This window comes from Corynebacterium sp. KPL2861 (assembly GCF_040225475.1).
In the GTDB taxonomy this organism is placed as follows: domain Bacteria; phylum Actinomycetota; class Actinomycetes; order Mycobacteriales; family Mycobacteriaceae; genus Corynebacterium.
Window position 1 is genome coordinate 154824 of record NZ_JBEHFW010000006.1, and the last position, 18416, is coordinate 173239.

Sequence of the window (18416 nt, forward strand, 5' to 3'; positions counted from 1 at the left end):
GCCGGACGGGGCTGAAATGAGGCACAAGGTGCGCACGCGAAAGCGCGCGCTAGTTACTTGCCTTCCTCGTGGTCCAACAGGCCTGCGTCGATTTCGCGCAGCGCGATGGACAGTGGCTTCTCGCCGGGCTCTGGGTTAACCAGTGGGCCGACGAACTCAAAGACGCCTTCATCTTGCTCTTGGTAGTAGCTATTGATCTGGCGCGCACGCTTGGCAGCGAAAATTACCAAGGCGTACTTGGAAGAAACCTTGTCCAACAGCTCATCGATTGGCGGGTCCGTAATGCCAATCGGGTCATCAAATACCGGTTCCGACTTCGCGGATTCAGTGTTAGAAGGGGTGGTCACGTTAGTCACATGCACCTTTACATTGGTTGAAGATGGTCAAAAGAAGAGTCTATCCACGCAGGATATCACTAATGGCGGCCACTGCCTCATCTAGGTTTTCATTGACCACAACGTGATCAAACTCATCCTGTGCAGCTAGTTCCTCGTACGCAGTGTGCAACCTACGATCAATGACGTCTTGCGGTTCGGTACCGCGACCGGTCAGGCGCTCTACCAACACCTCCCAGGAAGGAGGGGCCAAGAAGACCAAATCCGCTTCCGGCAAGGCCTTGCGAACGCTGCGCGCACCGGCCAAATCGACCTCGACGAGGACCGGGCGACCGGCGTCCAAGGCCTCTTCTACGGGCCGGGCGGGTGTTCCGGAACGCTGCAATCCGCCGTGAATATCTGCCCATTCGAGCATCTCACCGGCATCAATGCGTTCCTGAAAGGCCTCAGGGGTGACGAAGAAATAATCCACGCCATCTTGCTCCCCGGGGCGGGGCTGGCGCGTAGTCATAGACACGCTGAAATACAGCCCCTCGACGTCATGCCGTAGACGCGAGACTACGGTGGATTTCCCCACTGCGGAAGGACCCGCCAACACGACGAGGCGACCGCGAGCAGTTGCGTCAGCCATAGACGTGATTATTCGTCGTCGTAACCGAAGCGCTCAAGCAGAGCACGACGCTGGCGCTCACCCAGACCGCGCAGGCGACGGGTCTGCGCAATCTCCAGATCTTCCATGATTTCCTTGGCCTTGACCTTGCCAACCTTAGGCAGAGCCTCGAGGAGTGCGGAAACCTTGGTCTTGCCGATGATCTCATCGGTCTCAGCCTTTTCCAGCACGTCCTTCAGGTCGGTCTCGCCGCGCTTAAGCGCAGCCTTGAGCTCAGCGCGAGCCTTGCGGGCCTCAGCGGCCTTTGCGAGAGCTTCCTTACGCTGCTCATCAGTCAACTTTGGAAGGGCCACGAGTTTCCTCCGATTCATTAGATTGCTTCTATTACTTCTGATACTTGGTACCAGATTCCGGTTGCCAAACGCGATGGAAATACCGCGGAAAGTTACCCTGAACCTTCGAGCACACCGACTTCTGATTATCCTAGCACCGCTAGTGACACGATGACGATCAACGGCCCAGATGGGCCGCTCGTTTTAGCACGTCAACGCACATGCTTAGACCAAAATACCAGGTAAACGGCGCGGCCGTTAATTGGCCCCGCCGCGTGTTCTAATCCCGGAATTGGTCCGCGGTATCGATTACCGCTTTGCGCAGGTCATCGACCTGGGGGCCGCGTTGCAAGACGGCGCGCGAGACATTGGCGAACCCAAGCTGCGGGCACGCAGACACAATGGAGTGCACCTGCGCGGGACCCGCCCCCTGGGCGCCGACGCCGGGAAGCAGCACCGGGCCATTAAGCGCGTCCAAGCGGGGCGGGTTCTCGACGGTCGCGCCCACCACAACGCCGACGCTTCCAGCAACGCCAGCCTCAAGCGCTGAGGCATTAAAGGCGGCGCACTCATCGATAACCGCCTGGGCAATCGAGTCCGCAGTCCCCGCGGGCACCGCCTGAATGGCGCGCGCCTCTGGATTAGAGGTTGCCGCCAAGACGAAGACGCCGCGGTTGTTTTCTTGCGCCGTAGCAATGGCCGCGCCCAGCGCCCCAACGCCGAGGTAAGGCGAAAGTGTAACCGAGTCAGCGCGCAGCGGCGAGGTCTCCCCTAGCCAGGCATCGCCATAGCCTTCCATCGTGGAGCCGATATCGCCGCGTTTGGCATCTGCTACCGTCAGGCATCCTGCCTCGCGCAGGCCGGCCAGCGTTTCTTCCAAAACCGCAAAGCCAGCAGCGCCGAAGCGCTCGAAGAAGGCCACCTGCGGCTTTACCAAGGCAGCGGTGTCCGCAAAGGCCTCGACGCAGCGCAGGCTGAAGGTGCGCAGGCCTTCTGCGGTATTTTCCAGCCCCCAGTGCTCTAAGAGGTACGGGTGCGGGTCGATGCCTACGCAAAGCCGCCCGCGCTCGCGGCCGGCGCCTTCCAAGCGCTGGCCAAAGGATTTAGTTACGTGGGCCATGCTCAAGCTCCTGAAGTGCACGGACCTGCAAATCACCCTGGCGCAGCGCCTCGATGCCCTGCACCGCCGCCGTAATGCCCTGGACCACCGTGACGAGCGGCAGGCCCATGTGCACCGCTGCGGCGCGGATATCGTAGCCATCGTGGCGCGCACCGGCAGAGCCGGCTGGCGTATTGAGAATCCAGTCAATCTCGCCGTTGAAAATCTTGTCCACGATGGACTCTTCGCCCTCCTTGGCCTCAGAGACCTTGACGGCAACCTCGCACTCGATGCCATTGCGGCGCAGCATCTGCGCGGTACCTGCGGTAGCGACGATGTTGTAGCCCATGCGCGCCAAGCGCTGGATGGGGAAAATCAGGGTGCGCTTATCCCGGTTGGCCACGGAGACGAAGATGGTGCCTTCCGTGGGCGGCACGGCAAAGGCGGCGATTTCACCCTTGGCATAGGCCGCACCAAAGTTGGTGGCCAGCCCCATAACCTCACCGGTGGACTTCATCTCCGGCGACAACAGGGTATCGAGAAGGCTGCCGTCTGGCCGGCGGAAGCGCTCGAAGGGCAAGACCGCTTCCTTGACCGCAATCGGGTGGTCAAGCGGCAAGGAGCCGCCGTCGTAGGCCGATGGGATGAGGCCTTCTTCCCGCAGTTCCGCGATGGTGGATCCCATCATGATGCGGGCGGCGGCCTTAGCCAGCGGCACGCCGGTCGCCTTGGAAACGAACGGAACGGTGCGCGAGGCGCGCGGGTTGGCCTCGATGACATAAAGGATGTCATCCTTCAAGGCGAACTGGACGTTCATCAGGCCCTTTACGCCAATGCCCTCGGCCAAGCGGCGCGTGGATTCGCGTACCTTGTCGATGTCCTCTGGTCCCAGCGTCATCGGCGGCAGGGCGCAGGAGGAGTCGCCGGAGTGAACGCCGGCTTCCTCGATGTGCTCCATCACACCGCCCAAGTAGACCTCGTTGCCATCGCAGAGGGCGTCGACGTCGATCTCGATGGCCGAGTCCAAGAAGCGGTCCACCAAGACCGGGTGGTCTGGGGAGAGCTCGGTGGCGCGCTCGATATAGTTCTCCAGCGACTGCTCATCGTAGACGATTTCCATGCCGCTGCCGCCCAAGACGTAGGAAGGACGAACCAGAACCGGATAGCCGATGGAGGCTGCGACCTTCCGGGCCTCCTCGAAGGAGGTGGCGGTGCCATACGATGGCGCTGCCAGCTCTGCTTCATCGAGGACCTTGCCGAATTCGCCGCGGTCCTCGGCGGAGTCGATGGCCGCGGGGCTGGTGCCCACCACGGGCACGCCGGCGGCGTCGAGGCGCTCTGCCAGGCCCAGCGGGGTTTGGCCGCCCAGCTGCACCAACACGCCGGCGACCTCGCCGGAGGCTGCCTCTGCGTGGTAGACCTCCATGACGTCTTCGAAGGTCAGCGGCTCGAAGTACAGGCGATCAGCGGTGTCATAGTCGGTCGATACCGTCTCAGGGTTGCAGTTGACCATCACGGTCTCATAGCCCTTGCGGGAAAGCTCAAGGGCGGCGTGCACGCAGGAGTAATCGAATTCGATGCCCTGACCAATGCGGTTCGGGCCAGAGCCCAAGATGATGACCTTGCCCTTCGAGCCTTCCGGCGCCGGGTGCACCTCGGTTTCGGCATCGGGGTCCAGCTCATAAGAGCTATAGTGATACGGCGTTTGCGCCTCGAACTCACCGGCGCACGTATCGACGGTCTTGAAGACGGGGCGAATGCCCATGCGCCAGCGCAGGCTGCGCACGCCGTCTTCGCCGTTGAACTCGGGGCGCAGGGCGGCAATTTGGGCATCGGAAAGCCCAAAGACCTTGGCCTCGCGCAGGAGCTGCTCGGTGAGCACGGGGGCATCAACAAGCTCCTGGCGGAATTCCACCAGGCCCTCGAGCTCCGCGATGAACCATGGATCCACGCCGGAGGCCTCGTGGACCTCGTCGACCGTAGCGCCAAGGCGCAGGGCCAGCTCGATATCGTACATGCGGCCCTCGGTGGGGCGCTCGAGATCCTTGAGCACCGCCTGCACGTCGGTGGCGCGCTCGCCCGCGAAATACTCATCCGGCTTGGTCCAGAACCCGTTGGGCTTGTTTTCCAGCGAGCGCATCACCTTATTCAGGCCGGAGATGTAGTTGCGGCCGATGCCCATGGCCTCGCCCACCGATTTCATCGTGGTGGTCAAGGTGTCATCGGCGCCGGGGAACTTCTCGAAGGCAAAGCGGGGCGCCTTGACAATGACATAGTCCAAGGTCGGCTCGAATGCCGCTTGGGTTTCGCCGGTGATGTCATTTTGCACCTCGTCCAAGGTATAGCCAATGGCCAATTTCGCGGCCAACTTTGCAATGGGGAACCCCGTGGCCTTGGAGGCCAGCGCCGAGGAGCGGGAGACGCGCGGATTCATCTCGATGACGATGATGCGGCCATCATCCGGGTTCAAGGCGAACTGGATATTGCAGCCGCCGGTATCAACGCCGACCTCGCGGATGATGTCGATGCCCAGATCGCGCATCTTCTGGAACTCGCGGTCCGTCAGCGTCAGCGCCGGCGCCACGGTCACGGAGTCACCGGTGTGCACGCCCAGGGCATCGACGTTTTCGATGGAGGCGACGACGACCACGTTGTCATCGCCATCGCGCATGAGCTCGAGCTCGAATTCTTTCCAGCCGAGGATGGATTCCTCGATGAGCACGTTGGCCTCCGGGGAGGCCGCAAGCCCGCCGCCGGCGATGCGATCCAAATCCTCGTTATTGAAGGCTAGGCCAGAGCCCAGGCCGCCCATGGTAAAGGACGGGCGCACCACGACGGGCAGGCCGAGCTTGTCGACGGTCTCGTGGACCTCATCCATGTTGTGGCACACCGCCGAGCGGGCGGATTCCCCACCTACCGAGGCCACGATGTCCTTGAACTTCTGGCGGTCCTCGCCGCGCTCGATGGCATCGATATCGGCGCCGATGAGCTCGATATCGTACTTATCCAAAATGCCCTGGCGGTCCAGCTGCACCGCGGCGTTCAGCGCGGTTTGCCCGCCCAAGGTAGCCAGCACGGCGTCGATGGGGTGGCCTTCCTCGGACTCCTTGACCAGGATCTTTTCGATGTATTCCGGCTCGATGGGCTCGACGTAGGTGTGGTCAGCGAACTCGGGGTCGGTCATGATGGTGGCCGGGTTCGAGTTCACCAGGGTCACGCGCAGGCCCTCGTCCTTGAGGACGCGGCAGGCCTGGGTTCCGGAGTAGTCGAACTCGCAGGCCTGGCCGATGACGATGGGCCCAGAGCCGATGACCAGGACGTGATTAATGTCAGTGCGCTTTGGCATAATATTTCTTCCTTTTCCTGGGTGACTACTTATTCGGGGTGTGGTTGGCCATGAGCTCTAAGAATTGATCAAAGAGCGGGTTGGCATCGTGCGGGCCGGCGGCGGATTCCGGGTGGTACTGCACCGAAAAGGCCATGCCATTGCGCAGGGCGACGCCCTCGACCGTGTCATCGTTCAAGCAGATATGCGTGATGTGGGCCGAGCCGAAGTCCGAGGCGAATTCGGCGTCCTTATCGGCCAGGTCGTAATTATCTGGCGCCTGCAGCGCGAAGCCGTGGTTTTGGGAGGTGATGTCGATCTTGCCAGTCAGCAGGTTGCGTACCGGGACGTTGATGCCGCGGTGTCCGAATTTCATCTTGTAGGTATCTAGGCCCAGCGCGCGCCCGAGCAGCTGGTTGCCAAAGCAGATGCCAAAGAACGGGATGTCCGCCGCGAGCACCTTTTTGATGGTGGCAACGGTGTCGTCGGCAGTAGCCGGGTCACCCGGGCCGTTGGAGACAAAGACGCCATCCGGGTTATAGGACTGAACTTCTGCAAAGGTGGTCGTTGACGGCACTACGATGGTCTCGATGCCGCGCTGGGAGAGGTAGCGCGGCGTTGCGGACTTCACGCCCATGTCAAAGGCGACGATGGTGTGCTTCTTTTCTCCTTGGGCCTCAACAACATAGGGCTTATCGGTGGATACCTCGGCGGCAAGATCCGCGCCCTCCATGGAGGATTGGCTCTTTACTTCCTCGAGGAGTTCCTCGACGGGCCGGGCGGCGGCCTCGCCGGAGAAGAGGCCCGCGGAGATGGAACCATAGTTGCGCAGGTGGCGCACCAGGGTGCGGGTATCGATGCCGCGGATGCCGATGACACCTTGCGCCTGCATTTCTTCGCTCAAGCTGCGCTCAGCGCGCCAGCTGGATACGCGGCGGGAAAGATCGCGGATAACGAGGCCTGCGACCCAGATATTATTGCCGTGAGACTCGTTGTCCTCATCGTTCCAGCCGGTATTGCCGATGTGCGGTGCTGCCGATACGACGATCTGGCGGTGATAGGACGGATCCGTCATCGTTTCTTGGTAGCCGGTCATCGCGGTGGTAAACACGGCCTCGCCGAGGCTCGTGCCGGTCGCGCCGAAGCCGTAGCCACGGAAGGTACGCCCATCCGCAAGGACGAGGATTGCTGGGGTTTTATCAGTCACGTCGTGGCCTTTCTGTGCCTTGATTGGTTGCTGTGTGCAAGGTTAGTCCTGAGTACCGGCGTTCAGATCGAACGTTACCGACCCGCGCAAGATGGTGTGCGTGACGCGCGCGCCAAATTCCTCGCCCGCGTATGGGTTGTTCTGGGATTTGGATGCGAGCTGCGCGGAATCGGATACCCAGTGGTGTTGTGGGTCGACGATGGTGAGGTTGGCTGGCTCCCCTACTTCCAAGGGGCGACCGTGGCCTCGAAGGCGCGTGATCTCGGCGGGGCGCTCGGACATGACGCGAGCGATAAAGCGCCAGTCCGCCAAGCCCGTTTCCACAAAAAGCTTGGCGATGACCGCGAGTGAGGACTCCAGCCCTAACATGCCCGGTCGGGCGTTTTCGAATTCTACGCATTTGTCCTCGGAGCCATGCGGAGCGTGGTCGGTGGCGACGCAGTCGATGGTGCCATCGAGAAGCGCCTGGCGCAGCGCCTCGGTATCGCGCTGTTCGCGCAGCGGCGGGTTAACCCGGAAGAGGCCGTCGTAGGTGCGCAGTTTGTCATCGGTCATCAGCAAGTGGTGCGGGGTGACCTCTGCGGTGAGCGGAATATCGTGTTCTTTCGCCCACTGCACGAGCTCCACCGTGCCCTGCGCGGAGGCGTGGCAGATGTGCACGCGGTTGCCGTAATCGCGAGCGAGCAGGGCATCGCGGGCAACGATGGATTCTTCCGCCACGCGCGGCCAGCCGCGCAGGCCCAACCGTGCGGCGTTTTCGCCCTCGTGGGCGGAAGACCCACCAGTCATGCGGTCATCCTCGGCGTGCTGGGCCAGTAGCACGTCCATTCCCTTGGCGTATTCCAGCGCGCGGCGCATGAGCTGTGGGTTTTGCACGCACTTGCCGTCATCAGAAAACATGCGCACCTTGGCATCGCTACGCGCCATCATGCCGAACTCCGTCAAGGACTTGCCTTCTAGGCCCTTGGTGATGGAGCCAACCGGGTGGACATCGCAAAGCCCCAGCGCCTGGGACTTCGCCCACACGGATTCGGCGATGATGGGCTGATCCGTGACCGGCGTGGTATTGGCCATGGTAAAGACCGCGGTAAACCCGCCCTTGGCCGCGGCCTTGGAACCGGACTCGATGGTCTCGGTATCCTCGCGGCCTGGTTCGCGCAGGTGCACGTGCATGTCAACCAGGCCTGGCAGCAGCACGTTGCCGCCGCCGTCGATGGTCTCGGCGTCCTCCGCTTGCACCTCGGGGCCGATGGCGTCAATAACGCCACCGCGGATGAGGACGTTGGTGGGCTCGCCTTCCCCGTACAGGCGAATATTTTTAATCAGTAGTGGGTTTTCGGCCGGTGCGGACAGCCGGCCGGTAGCTGGGTACGTAGTCATTTTCTCTCCCTTTTACGTGGCTTATGCTCTGCCCGAATTAAATCCCGGCGTTGTCCCCATTGGTCAGCAGCGTAAAAAGCACTGCCATGCGCATGTGGACACCGTTATTGACCTGCTGCAATACCGTGGTTTTATCCATATCGGCCACGGCGTAGTTAATCTCCATGCCGCGCAGCATGGGACCTGGGTGCATGACGATGGCGTCCTTGTGCAGCGCCGCGGCGCGCTGCTGCGAGAGCCCGAAGAGCTGCGCGTACTCGCGGTGGGAGGGGAAAAAGCCGCCGTCCATGCGCTCTTGCTGCACGCGCAGCATCATCACGACATCGGCATCCGCAAGCTCTGCATCAAAGTCATAGGACACGCGGACCGGCCACTTGTCCACGCCCCACGGCATCAAGGTCGCAGGCCCCACGAGGGTGACCTCCGCGCCCAAGGTGTGCAGGAGATCCACGTTGGAGCGCACCACACGCGAGTGCAGGCAATCGCCCACAATCTTTACCTTCAGGCCCTCAAAGCCATTATCGCCGCGCAGGCCCAGTCGCTGGCGCATCGTGACGGCATCGAGCAAGGCCTGCGTCGGGTGCTGGTGTGCGCCGTCGCCGGCGTTGATGACGGCGGGGCCGTTGCCATCTGGGTCCACCCACTGGGCCAGCTGTTGCGGCGCGCCGGAGGACGGGTGGCGCATGATGATGGCATCGGCACCGATGGCCGCCAGCGTCAGGCCCGTATCTTTGAGGGACTCGCCCTTTTTCACAGAGGAGGTCGACGCCGAGAGGTTGATAACATCAGCGGACATCCACTTGCCGGCCGTTTCAAAGGACGAGCGCGTGCGCGTGGAGTTTTCATAAAAGAGCGTATAAATCGTGCGCCCGCGCAGCGTCGGCAGTTTTTTGACCTCGCGGCCATCGAGCGCCTCGCGGAAACGATCGGCCTCATCCAGCAGGCCGATGATCTCTGCGCGGGATAGTTCCGCGCTATCGATGAGGTGTTTCATGAGTGCGTTCCCCTTATCTGCGCGGCATCGCCCGCAGACGTAGAGCGGGTGAGGACTACGGCATCGCGGCCATCGATGTCCTGGATATATACGGAGACATCTTCTTCCCGCGCCGTGGGCAGGTTCTTGCCCACATAATCGGCGCGGATGGGGACTTCGCGGTGACCGCGGTCCACCAATACGGCCAACTGGATAATCGAAGGCCGGCCAACATCGCCCACTGCATCGAGGGCGGCGCGGATGGTGCGGCCGGAATAAAGGACATCATCGACCAAGATGACCGTGGCATTATCGATGCCTCCGTCTGGGATGGAGGTCGGTTGCAGGGCGCGGTGCGGGAAATTGCGCAAATCGTCCCTGTACAACGTGATGTCGAGCGAGCCCCATGGAACGGGGACCCCGGAAAACTCGTGTATCTTTTGCGCGAGGCGCTCCGCTAGGGGCACTCCGCCTGAGGGAATGCCCAGCAAAATGACCCGCGGGGCCTCCGCGGAATCGAGCGCCGTCTTTTCAATAATCTGGTGCGCGATGCGTGCAACGGTACGCGAGACATCATCGGCGCTTAAAAGCTCCAATTCGTTCGCGTTCACGTCAGTTCCACTCATCGTGACCTCCTTCCCCGCCTCACGGTGCGGTCCTTAAAGGATGCCTGTCAATGAACTTGTAGACGTCTATGCTGATAGACACGTATTACTCTAGCACCTTACCCACCCCGTGGGTGAGGCTTAGCCGAAAGAGGTGCATCACGCAGTGAGTTTCTCCGCGCAGCACGTAGTCCCAGCCTCCCGCGAACACGTCTGGCAATGGCATACCCGGCCAGGGGCGCTCACGCGCCTGAACGCCCCCTTCACCTTGTTGAAGCCGGTGCAGCAGGCCACCGATCTGGGCACTGGCACCTCCCTGCTCGCCCTGCCCGGTGGTTTGCAGTGGACGGCTCAGCACGACCTTGCGCGCTACCAGGCCGGCTATAGTTTCAGCGATGTGTGCGTCAACGCCCCCATCCGCAAATTTGCCAAGTGGCGCCATACGCACCGTTTTGCCGATCACCCAGACGGGACGCTGATCACGGACGAGGTAGATACCCGCATTCCCGCCGCGGCCCTCACCTCGGTATTCGCCTATCGGCAGCACCAGCTCATCCAGGATATTGCCTTTGAAAACCGCCTGCGCGAAGGCCAACTTGGCCACAAGCCCTTGACCATCGCGATGACCGGCTCGCGCGGCAGTGTGGGCAGCGCGCTGACCGCGCAGCTACAAACCCTGGGCCACACGGTGATCCCGCTGGTGCGCGGCACGGCGGAGGCAGGCCAGCGCGAGTGGCGCCCGCACCACCCGCGGCCCGATTTCCTCGAGGGCGTCGACGTGCTCGTACACCTGGCGGGCGAACCCATCTTTGGGCGCTTCAACGATAGCCACAAGTCCGATATCCGCGACTCCCGCGTGGGCCCCACCGAAAACCTCGCCCGCCTGGTCGCCGCGACCGATTCCGTGCAGGCGATGGTGTGCGCCTCTGCCATCGGCTTTTACGGTTCTGAGCGCGGCGCTGAGCTGCTTTCCGAGGACGCCGAGCGCGGCGAGGGCTTTCTTGCCGATGTCGTGGCGGACTGGGAACGAGCCTGCGACCCCGCCCGCGAGGCCGGAAAGCGCGTGGTCAATATCCGCACCGGCATCGTCATGTCCGGCAATTCCGGCCTGCTGCCGCTCTTGCGCGCACTGTTTTCCACAGGGCTTGGCGGCGCCTTTGGTGACGGCAACTTTTGGTACAGCTGGGTCGCCTTAGACGATCTCACCGATGTCTATATCCGCACCATCGTGGATGAGAAGCTTGTGGGGCCGGTCAATGGGGTATCACCAAACCCGGTGCTCAATAAGGACTTCGTCTCCGCCTTGGGAACCGAATTGCACCGCCCCACCATCCTGCCAATCCCCCAATTCGGCCCCGCCCTGCTTTTGGGCAAGCAAGGCGCGCAAGAACTCGCCTTGGCCGACCAGCGCGTGAAACCACAGGTGCTGGAGGATCTAGGCCATACCTTCCGCTACCCCACCATCGACGGCGCCTTGGCGCACGAACTCGGCGGCGAAAGCCTGCTCTAAGTCCAGGCCATTGCAATACTCTTGGCGGCCGAAACGCCCCTACGCAGGCAAGAGCTCCGATGCCTCCCCGACCACGCTGACTAGGAGCATGTCGCGGGCACGCGACGCCGCAACGTAGAGCAGTGCGCGCTCCCGCTGCAACGCTTCGTCGGCCTCGGCGGGTGCCAGCCCCTTGAACAGATAGCGCTGCGGGAGGGCCTCGGCGTTGACGTCAAGCAGGATGACGTGGGTAAATTCTAGCCCCTTAGCGTTGTGCATCGTCATCACGGCCACCGGGCGCTCCTGCGAGGTACGGCGGCCGGCGCTAACGGCAACGTCGTGCTCGCCCAACTGTCGGGCAATCTCTTCCCCGCGCTGGTTGGTGCGGGTGAGCACGCCGATGGAGACGTCCTCCTCCCCCTGCGTCCATTCCTTAATGTGGGCGGCAAGCACCGCGGCCTCCTCCGCCTTAGGGGAGGACTGCACCACTATGGGCGCAGGGCCCTGGCGCACCGAGTGATACCCGGTGAGTTCATCCACGTCCTCTTCGGAGTCCACCCACTCTGTGCCCTCCAGAATCGCGGTGGCATAGCCCAGACGGCAAAGAGCAGTCCAAACGAGTCTCAGCGACAGCCGGCAGACTCATGGAAGGAGCCCGAGTTTCCGGCTGGAAACAAACCATCACCCAAATGGCCGTGGCCTACCCCGACAGCTTCGACAAATACCTATAAACCTAACCCCACACTCAAGCTATATACATATTCGATCCATCCCCGATCGGGCCTGACCCCGGTGTGTTTACTTTCCGAGGTCAAGCCCTACCCTCCCCTCAATCCTGATAGCGCCTATCAACCAAATAAACGTACTAATCCCCCTTCCTCGCTAGCAAACCACCTTCACAAGTCGAGTAGCAAGACTGGCCCAAGGCTGACTCTAGATCGTTAGAATAGATAATTGAATGGGTTCAACACGGCACCGCATAGAAACAAAATCTATTGGAAGCGTTTCACCCATCGCGCCCCGCCCGCTAAAGTTGAATGACGCTGACACATGCAAGCAGTTTCACTACATCGGGAAAATTATGATTCAGAGCCCAGACCATTCTGTACCGGAGAGCACGCGCCATGAGAACCCCGGTATCTCCTTCGGACTGCACCTCTCCAACCATCAAGCGAAGTATTTCGCGCACGAGCTTGAGCGGAGTTATGCCAATGACCATGTCGGCAAGCTTGCAGGACGGACCTGACCCCTTTTTGGTGGACACCTGATATCCAGCCCAGTCGGGCTGGCAAGAAAGGTAATCTACCACCATGTCCAGGTACTCCGAACAGTTCAAACGCGACGGTGTGGCCCTCTATGAAAACAATGAGGACCTCTCGCTGAACGCAGCATCAGCAGAGCTCGGCATCAACCGAGCCTCGCTGCATTCATGGGTCAAGAAGTACGGCACCGGCAAACGTGCCCGCATAAAAGCCATGCAGGATAAAGCCCAAACGGCAAATGAATCGTGAGACGCATCCGCCAGTTGGAAAAGGAATTCTCTAAACTGCGCGAAGAACGCGACATCCTGCGCAAGGCCGCTAAGTATTTTGCTTAAAGCAGACTCACGGGAGTTCTGCTTCCAGTGTGTCTATGACCACCGAACCGAATACTCGGCTCACACGGATGTGCCAGGTGTTGAAGCTGAATCGTTCCTCGTTTAATAAATGGGTCCAAACCCGTGAAAAGCGCAGGTTAAAGATGTGTTCCGATGGTCTTATTGGTGCGAGGATCGCAACCATCTTTGATGATGAGCATGGTCTTTATGGTGCTAAACGCATCGCCGCAAGCCTGAACGAGGACACGGCGTTTACCCCGATCAACCACAAGAAGGTCGCACGCATCATGAAATCCATGGGATTTCAAAGGCTTTACCAAGCGCCGCCGATGTGTCACTACCAGGCGCAAGCCTGGCCACCGTTATTGGCACTTACTCGCGGAAACTTGCAGGTTATGCGCTCGCAGACCACATGCGCGTCTGGGGTTGCCCGCAAATCGTGGACACGTAGTGGAGCTACCTAGCGGTTAGGCAGCGATTTTTTCTTCGTTTCTGGTTTGGGTGATGTGATTTTCGAAATTGACGGGGCTGACCATCCCAAGTGCGGAGTGCCTGCGCCGACGGTTGTAGACGACTTCAATCCAGTAGGCAACGGCCTTGCGTGCGGCATCACGGGTTGCCCAGCGCTTACGGTCGTAGAACTCGGTTTTAAGCGTCGACCAGAATGACTCGGCCATCGCATTATCGAAACACACTCCGGTACGTCCCACAGACTGGTCAATGCCTAGGTTGCGGCACACCTCCCAGAGCTTCTCACTGGTGAATTGGGTTTCACGGTCGGCGTGAAACACCAGCAGCTGGCGAATCGGATCAGTAAAGCTGTCGCGATAGTCCCATAGACTATGGCATAAGTTCTACTGTGTTTTCGGAGTAGCAGCCCGATTGAAGCAATGCATAAATTAATTTATGCATTCACAAAAAGGTCTTGCGGGAAACGGAGAGTTAGACCATCATAATTAATGAGACAGGGTTTCCTTTTTGATTCATGCCTCACTTGACACCAACATCAGCACCAAAGGTTTCATTCTCTCCCGTCGCAAATCTTCCAAATACATTTGAAAGACGTTGCCCGTGAAAGTAAAGAAATTTTTATCCGCCAATTTTGGCGGCATTTATCGGATTACTTGTTTCCCCCACTGCAGTGGCCGCTTAGCCAATTGACTGGACCATCAGCCAAACAATCATTGGTCCGAAAGGCGAGGATCTTCCACTCCGCGTAGGATAAGGAGATGAACCCGGCAGTGTTGGTTTTGGGCTTTCTCACATCAAAGACAGTCACGACGGTTTCGTTCCAGCCACTACAGAGATTGACACAGTTTTACATAACGCCCCCGACTGCAAAGGCGGCTTAAATGCAGGAAATGGCAAGAAAACATGCTCTTACCCAATCAATGGAAGGGTTATGACGGTTGTTGCCACAGAACGAGTAGATCCCGCAAGCGGAGACGGCCGACCTGTCGGAATAATCACTGCTTTCTACCGCTAGGAGAATAGTCATCAATCAATTTGTTTCTATCACAACTGATGAAATCAAGTTTTTGAAAAATATATCAACCCAAATGTTTCAAGACACCATACTTCCAGAGGAAACAATTTTAGCCGGAGTCGGCATCCAAGCGGGAAGAAACAGCGGCTCCCCCGAAAATCAGCTCTGGTACCACTTCGACCTCTTTAACCCTAGACTTCACGAAGGAAACGTCGTTCGCCTTTGGGGAAGATTCCCTGATTTAAGTAGAAATGAAGAATCTATCGAGTGGGATGAAATACTTCAGGGCTCTGGTTTCGTAGAGATGTTCCTTACCTCAACTCCCGAAAAGAATAAATTAAATTCTATGGAATATATCCAGAAAGGATGATTGTCAATGACGTGGAAAAGGGTCTCATTTTAATGGGCTGCACTTTACTAACTGCAGTGTCCCCCGTCACCGCCCACGCATCTGAAAATAATCAGTATCAACCTGGGGACACCGTGCCACTCTCTGTCGACCCAGACGGTTTTCTCCCCGACACAACTAAGGGCGGAATTAGTTTCTTTTCCGCTTCGTCCCCGGTTGCTACCTGCGTTAACGTCCAGCCAAGTGCTGACAACGTAAAAGTAACAAATAACTGCCCAGGGAAACAGGGAATCAAAGTCTTAATCGCTTTCGGCAAAGATTCTGAATGCGTATATCTCGAACCTCACGCAACGCACGATCATCACTTCGGCAGCTGGTTCAACCACAGAGCAAGGTTTGATGGAGTTGTTTCCTGCTAATGCTCACGAATATCTAGGATAGGTATAGTCAGTCTGATTGTCGCGTACACGGTCGGTCTGGGACAATAAAATAACCCCAACCAAGGTCCAATGGGGTTGCCCGCAAATCGTGGACACCTAGTCAAGCTACCTAGTGGTTAGGCAGCTATTTCTTCTTCGTTTCTGGTTTGGGTGGTGTGGTTTTCGAAATCGACGGGGCTGACCATCCCGAGGGCGGAGTGCCGGCGTCGACGGTTGTAGACCACTTCAATCCAGTAGGCAACGGCCTTGCGGGCAGCATCGCGGGTTGGCCAGCGCTTCCGGTCGTAGAACTCGGTTTTCAGCGTCGACCAGAACGACTCGGCCATCGCGTTACCGAAGCACACCCCGGTACGCCCCACAGACTGAACAACACCTAGGTTGCGGCGCACCTCCCAGAGCTTCTCACTGGTATATTGCGTCCCCCGGTCAGCGTGAAACACCAGCCCGTCAGGAACATCACCGCGCAGCGTATGCGCCATCCGCAGTGCTCGTTCGACCAAACTTGTATCTTGCACACTATCCATAGCCCAGCCCAGTACCCTGCGGGAATGACCATCGCGAACTGCGCATAAGTACAACCAACCCTCGCCGGTGCGCAGGTAGGTAATGTCCGACATCCATACCCGGTTGAGCTCGCCGGTATCAAACATGCGCTTTACCAGGTCAGGAAGACTCGACTTACGTTTAGATTGAATCGTTGTCACGGGCACAAAAGCACGCGGTGAAATCCCTTCAATTCCCATCAGGCGCATCCGCTTAGCCACAGTCTTACGATTCACACTGATCTGGTAGCGATCGGCGAGTTCTGCGGTAATCCGCGGAGCACCATAGACCTCATCGGAGTCTTTCCAGATCTGATGAATCTTACGATCAACATCATCGTAAAAAGATGTCCGATCATCATTACCGGATAAGCGTTGCTGCTGCATATGGGCCCATTTGTAGTATCCAGACCGAGATACCTTCAACAAGCGCGCCATGCGCTTGATACTGAAATTCGCCTTCTCCTGCTGCATTAACTCGAACTTTTCTGATCGCGTTGCTTTGCGGCGAAGAAGGCTGTCGCTTTTGACAAAAACTCGTTATCCATCTTGGCTTCTGCCAGCTCACGACGCAGACGAGCGTTCTCAGCACGAAGATCCGCCTCGCTTAGCCCATCAGAGGATCCTCGGCGTTGACGCTCATTTTTCACCCACCGGCCTAAAAGGCCAGGTGCGACACCAATTTCTTTGGATACATGAGCAATCGGGCGTTCTGACTCGATTACTAGGTTTGCGGCTTCACGCCGGTACTCAGGCGTGTATTTCTGGCGTTGTTGACTCACAATGAACATCCTCTCCTACGGACACAAAATCCGCACTAATCGGGTGTCCACCAAACGAGGGTAACCTCACCAAGTTGGTTGAGGTTATCGGACCTAATGGGTTGTGTCCTTTAGTGTGGTGTATCTGTAGCCCGCGGTAAGCCTTGTGCCGGTGCACAGCAAGGCGACCATCACGGGTACCTTTCGAATCAACTTCAACCTATCCTCGAAAGGAATATGACCGCGATGGCCGCTAACCCCCATCATATCGATCCCACTGCGTATCTGTGTGGATTTGGGGTAGTTGGTACCGTGAGTCCGCGTAGTTGGTACCAGGGTTACGGGTACCTGGTACTGCAAGGGTTTTTCTTTCATAGTTGATGTTGGCGACACCACGATTCGTTGGTGTCGCATCAACTTCTACTTGGAAAGAGGCCATTGTTGTGGCTAACTTCAAACAGATCCTTGCGATGTTCCTTGACGGTGCTAGCTATACGCGGATCGCACATACATTCGGGTGGGGCCTAACCCCCGACGTGTCCATTTTCCGGGGGTCAGGCCGCACTTCAGCCTGTGGCCCGGACGGTGAATAAGACCTGCCACAATACTCACTTGCCAGAAAGCGCCGGTGTAGTTAGGTAAACTAGGCAGGGTTGACCATTATCCCCGATTAGTACATGGATTGAGACTACTTACGTGTCTGAAGAACCAACCCTGTATCCCGATACGCCCATTGAGGATGTCACCCTCGAGCGCATCGGTGAGATTTTTGACTCCGAAAAGCTCGAGTACCGCGTAGAAGAACAGACCGTCGGCGAAGGCGAAACGGTAAAGATCCTGCGCACCGGCTTTTCCAATATCGCTATTGCCCTGCAGGTGCGTGACGATGTCCTCGTGGCGGACTCCGTCTGGCGCGGTAATGCCCCAGCCTCGGAGGGCCCACAACTGCTCATGGTTCTCAACAAGTGGAACCAACAGCACTTCGCGCCCACCCTGCGCTTTTTTGAGTCGTCCGAAAATAATCTGGCCGTCTCCGGCGTGCGCGAAATCAACATTTCCCATGGCCTGTCCCGCAACCAGATCGGTGCCTTCGTAATGTCCACCTTGGACTCCATGCTGCAGTCCATGGCTTTTGTTGAAGAGCACTACCCACAGCTTGTCACCTGGGAGGAGCATAACCATGACTAATGCATCCACCGCATCCACCGAAAACAACTTGCCCGAGGTCGATCTGGACCGCGTCGTTGCCGCCATGGGCACCTTCGATATTGAGCTGACCAAGGTGGAAGGCGAAATCGACGCCGCCACCGCCAACCTCAATGGCCTGCCCACCATGTTTGCGGTCTTGGATTCCGTTGTCATCGTGCGCTGCGATGTGCCAACCGATGCCTCATTTTCCAAGGCCGATGCCGGGCTCTTCCTCGCCGCCAACCAGATCAACTCTGTCGCATTTGGCGCGCGAGCCGTTATTTCTGAGCACGATGACATGCTCGTCGTCCGCACCGAGCGCGACATTCCCGCCGCGGCCGGAATGACCGATGAGCAGCTCACCACCGCTTTGAAGAAGGCCGTCGACGCCGTCATCAACGGCCAGGACGCCATGGTGTCTGCCGCCGAGGAAATGGCCAAGCTCGGATCTGAAACCGCTGCGAAGGCCGGAAACGGCGACGAGGGAAACTCGGCGCCGTCTGGAAACGATTAAGCTGCCTTTTCCTAGGCCCTGTCTCCCCGTACTTAGTTCGCCCGCCTCACGCATTCGCGTGCTGGGGCGCGGCGACGGTGCGGGGATTTTTAGACGCCTTTACCCTTCTTGAGTTCAGAGGGTCGTTGCAACACTTTCCCCTTTAGGAGGGTGTTGTTGTGCCTGGAGTTGTTGGCCCGTTTCA

The 18416-nt window shown here is 58.8% G+C and carries 18 protein-coding genes and 1 pseudogene; 7 read left to right on the plus strand and 12 right to left on the minus strand.

The features are described 5' to 3' along the window. Positions 1-53 precede the first annotated feature (53 nt). From rpoZ to pyrR, 9 genes are all read right to left on the minus strand, one after another. Positions 54-356, minus strand: coding sequence for a DNA-directed RNA polymerase subunit omega (rpoZ, locus tag ABRP84_RS06640; protein ID WP_005279075.1), 303 nt, complete (start codon positions 354-356; stop codon positions 54-56). A 40-nt stretch (positions 357-396) separates the two neighbouring features. Then, entirely contained in the window at positions 397-966 is a 570-nt protein-coding gene (gene gmk, locus ABRP84_RS06645; RefSeq protein WP_005283138.1) for a guanylate kinase, read from the minus strand. Between the two features lie 8 nt (positions 967-974). Beyond that, on the minus strand, positions 975-1298 hold the full coding sequence (gene mihF / locus ABRP84_RS06650) for an integration host factor, actinobacterial type (protein ID WP_023017443.1): 324 nt from the start codon (positions 1296-1298) through the stop codon (positions 975-977). A 259-nt stretch (positions 1299-1557) separates the two neighbouring features. After that, complete coding sequence (gene pyrF / locus ABRP84_RS06655; protein ID WP_349853092.1) at positions 1558-2397, minus strand: orotidine-5'-phosphate decarboxylase; 840 nt, start codon at positions 2395-2397, stop codon at positions 1558-1560. Beyond that, on the minus strand, positions 2381-5722 hold the full coding sequence (gene carB / locus ABRP84_RS06660; RefSeq protein WP_284610197.1) for a carbamoyl-phosphate synthase large subunit: 3342 nt from the start codon (positions 5720-5722) through the stop codon (positions 2381-2383). The genes pyrF and carB overlap by 17 nt, the downstream gene beginning before the upstream one ends. A 25-nt stretch (positions 5723-5747) precedes the next feature. Continuing rightward, entirely contained in the window at positions 5748-6908 is a 1161-nt protein-coding gene (gene carA, locus ABRP84_RS06665; protein WP_349853093.1) for a glutamine-hydrolyzing carbamoyl-phosphate synthase small subunit, read from the minus strand. Positions 6909-6950: 42 nt separating this feature from the next. Further along, positions 6951-8288, minus strand: coding sequence for a dihydroorotase (locus ABRP84_RS06670; RefSeq protein ID WP_349853094.1), 1338 nt, complete (start codon positions 8286-8288; stop codon positions 6951-6953). A gap of 37 nt (positions 8289-8325) precedes the next feature. Continuing rightward, complete coding sequence (locus ABRP84_RS06675; RefSeq protein ID WP_005279061.1) at positions 8326-9282, minus strand: aspartate carbamoyltransferase catalytic subunit; 957 nt, start codon at positions 9280-9282, stop codon at positions 8326-8328. Beyond that, positions 9279-9887 carry a bifunctional pyr operon transcriptional regulator/uracil phosphoribosyltransferase PyrR gene (gene pyrR / locus ABRP84_RS06680; RefSeq protein WP_284771923.1) on the minus strand — a complete coding sequence of 203 codons (609 nt, stop codon included), beginning with the start codon at positions 9885-9887 and terminating at the stop codon, positions 9279-9281. Before pyrR ends, ABRP84_RS06675 begins: the two co-directional genes overlap by 4 nt. A 145-nt stretch (positions 9888-10032) precedes the next feature. Here pyrR and ABRP84_RS06685 point away from each other — a divergent pair, with 145 nt between their 5' ends. Further along, positions 10033-11376 carry a TIGR01777 family oxidoreductase gene (locus ABRP84_RS06685; RefSeq protein ID WP_349853095.1) on the plus strand — a complete coding sequence of 448 codons (1344 nt, stop codon included), beginning with the start codon at positions 10033-10035 and terminating at the stop codon, positions 11374-11376. Positions 11377-11415: 39 nt separating this feature from the next. On the opposite strand, the gene ABRP84_RS06690 is transcribed toward ABRP84_RS06685, so the two are convergent. Beyond that, positions 11416-11913: a 3'-5' exonuclease gene (locus ABRP84_RS06690; protein WP_023022500.1), complete on the minus strand. Its 498-nt coding sequence runs from the start codon at positions 11911-11913 to the stop codon at positions 11416-11418. Positions 11914-12665: 752 nt separating this feature from the next. Between ABRP84_RS06690 and ABRP84_RS06695 the strand changes: the two genes are divergently transcribed. Next, complete coding sequence (locus tag ABRP84_RS06695) at positions 12666-12866, plus strand: transposase (RefSeq protein ID WP_023022506.1); 201 nt, start codon at positions 12666-12668, stop codon at positions 12864-12866. Between the two features lie 121 nt (positions 12867-12987). Further along, entirely contained in the window at positions 12988-13416 is a 429-nt protein-coding gene (locus ABRP84_RS06700) for an IS3 family transposase (RefSeq protein WP_349853096.1), read from the plus strand. A 3-nt stretch (positions 13417-13419) separates the two neighbouring features. Here the strand turns inward: ABRP84_RS06700 and ABRP84_RS06705 are convergent. Beyond that, positions 13420-13746 (minus strand): annotated as a pseudogene (locus ABRP84_RS06705) (transposase); the annotation flags it as partial. Positions 13747-14511: 765 nt separating this feature from the next. On the opposite strand from ABRP84_RS06705, the gene ABRP84_RS06710 reads away from it, so the two are divergent. Together ABRP84_RS06710 and ABRP84_RS06715 are read left to right on the plus strand one after the other, a co-directional pair. Next, complete coding sequence (locus ABRP84_RS06710) at positions 14512-14808, plus strand: hypothetical protein (RefSeq protein ID WP_302521202.1); 297 nt, start codon at positions 14512-14514, stop codon at positions 14806-14808. 11 nt (positions 14809-14819) lie between these two features. Continuing rightward, a complete protein-coding gene (locus tag ABRP84_RS06715) occupies positions 14820-15206 on the plus strand; it encodes an alpha-amylase inhibitor (RefSeq protein WP_349853097.1) in 387 nt (128 codons plus the stop codon). A 137-nt stretch (positions 15207-15343) separates the two neighbouring features. Here the strand turns inward: ABRP84_RS06715 and ABRP84_RS06720 are convergent. Next, positions 15344-16560, minus strand: a protein-coding gene (locus tag ABRP84_RS06720; RefSeq protein ID WP_349853098.1) for an IS3 family transposase whose coding sequence is annotated in 2 segments (ribosomal slippage) — positions 15344-16299 and positions 16299-16560 — 1218 coding nt in all. Because the reading frame shifts where the segments join, the coding sequence is not laid out codon by codon here. A 666-nt stretch (positions 16561-17226) separates the two neighbouring features. On the opposite strand from ABRP84_RS06720, the gene ABRP84_RS06725 reads away from it, so the two are divergent. Continuing rightward, a complete protein-coding gene (locus ABRP84_RS06725) occupies positions 17227-17718 on the plus strand; it encodes a YbjN domain-containing protein (RefSeq protein ID WP_005283185.1) in 492 nt (163 codons plus the stop codon). Beyond that, positions 17711-18232 carry a YbjN domain-containing protein gene (locus ABRP84_RS06730; protein ID WP_023022522.1) on the plus strand — a complete coding sequence of 174 codons (522 nt, stop codon included), beginning with the start codon at positions 17711-17713 and terminating at the stop codon, positions 18230-18232. The genes ABRP84_RS06725 and ABRP84_RS06730 overlap by 8 nt, the downstream gene beginning before the upstream one ends. Positions 18233-18416: the final 184 nt, after the last annotated feature.

What these genes read in the sequence shown, in the direction of transcription:
- pyrF (WP_349853092.1), bottom strand. Translation starts at nt 2,397, where the DNA reads ATGGCCCACGTAACTAAATCCTTTGGCCAGCGCTTGGAAGGCGCCGGC.
- ABRP84_RS06710 (WP_302521202.1), top strand. Translation starts at nt 14,512, where the DNA reads ATGTTTCAAGACACCATACTTCCAGAGGAAACAATTTTAGCCGGAGTC.
- carB (WP_284610197.1), bottom strand. Translation starts at nt 5,722, where the DNA reads ATGCCAAAGCGCACTGACATTAATCACGTCCTGGTCATCGGCTCTGGG.
- ABRP84_RS06730 (WP_023022522.1), top strand. Translation starts at nt 17,711, where the DNA reads ATGACTAATGCATCCACCGCATCCACCGAAAACAACTTGCCCGAGGTC.
- ABRP84_RS06670 (WP_349853094.1), bottom strand. Translation starts at nt 8,288, where the DNA reads ATGACTACGTACCCAGCTACCGGCCGGCTGTCCGCACCGGCCGAAAAC.
- ABRP84_RS06675 (WP_005279061.1), bottom strand. Translation starts at nt 9,282, where the DNA reads ATGAAACACCTCATCGATAGCGCGGAACTATCCCGCGCAGAGATCATC.
- gmk (WP_005283138.1), bottom strand. Translation starts at nt 966, where the DNA reads ATGGCTGACGCAACTGCTCGCGGTCGCCTCGTCGTGTTGGCGGGTCCT.
- pyrR (WP_284771923.1), bottom strand. Translation starts at nt 9,887, where the DNA reads ATGAGTGGAACTGACGTGAACGCGAACGAATTGGAGCTTTTAAGCGCC.
- ABRP84_RS06700 (WP_349853096.1), top strand. Translation starts at nt 12,988, where the DNA reads ATGACCACCGAACCGAATACTCGGCTCACACGGATGTGCCAGGTGTTG.
- ABRP84_RS06695 (WP_023022506.1), top strand. Translation starts at nt 12,666, where the DNA reads ATGTCCAGGTACTCCGAACAGTTCAAACGCGACGGTGTGGCCCTCTAT.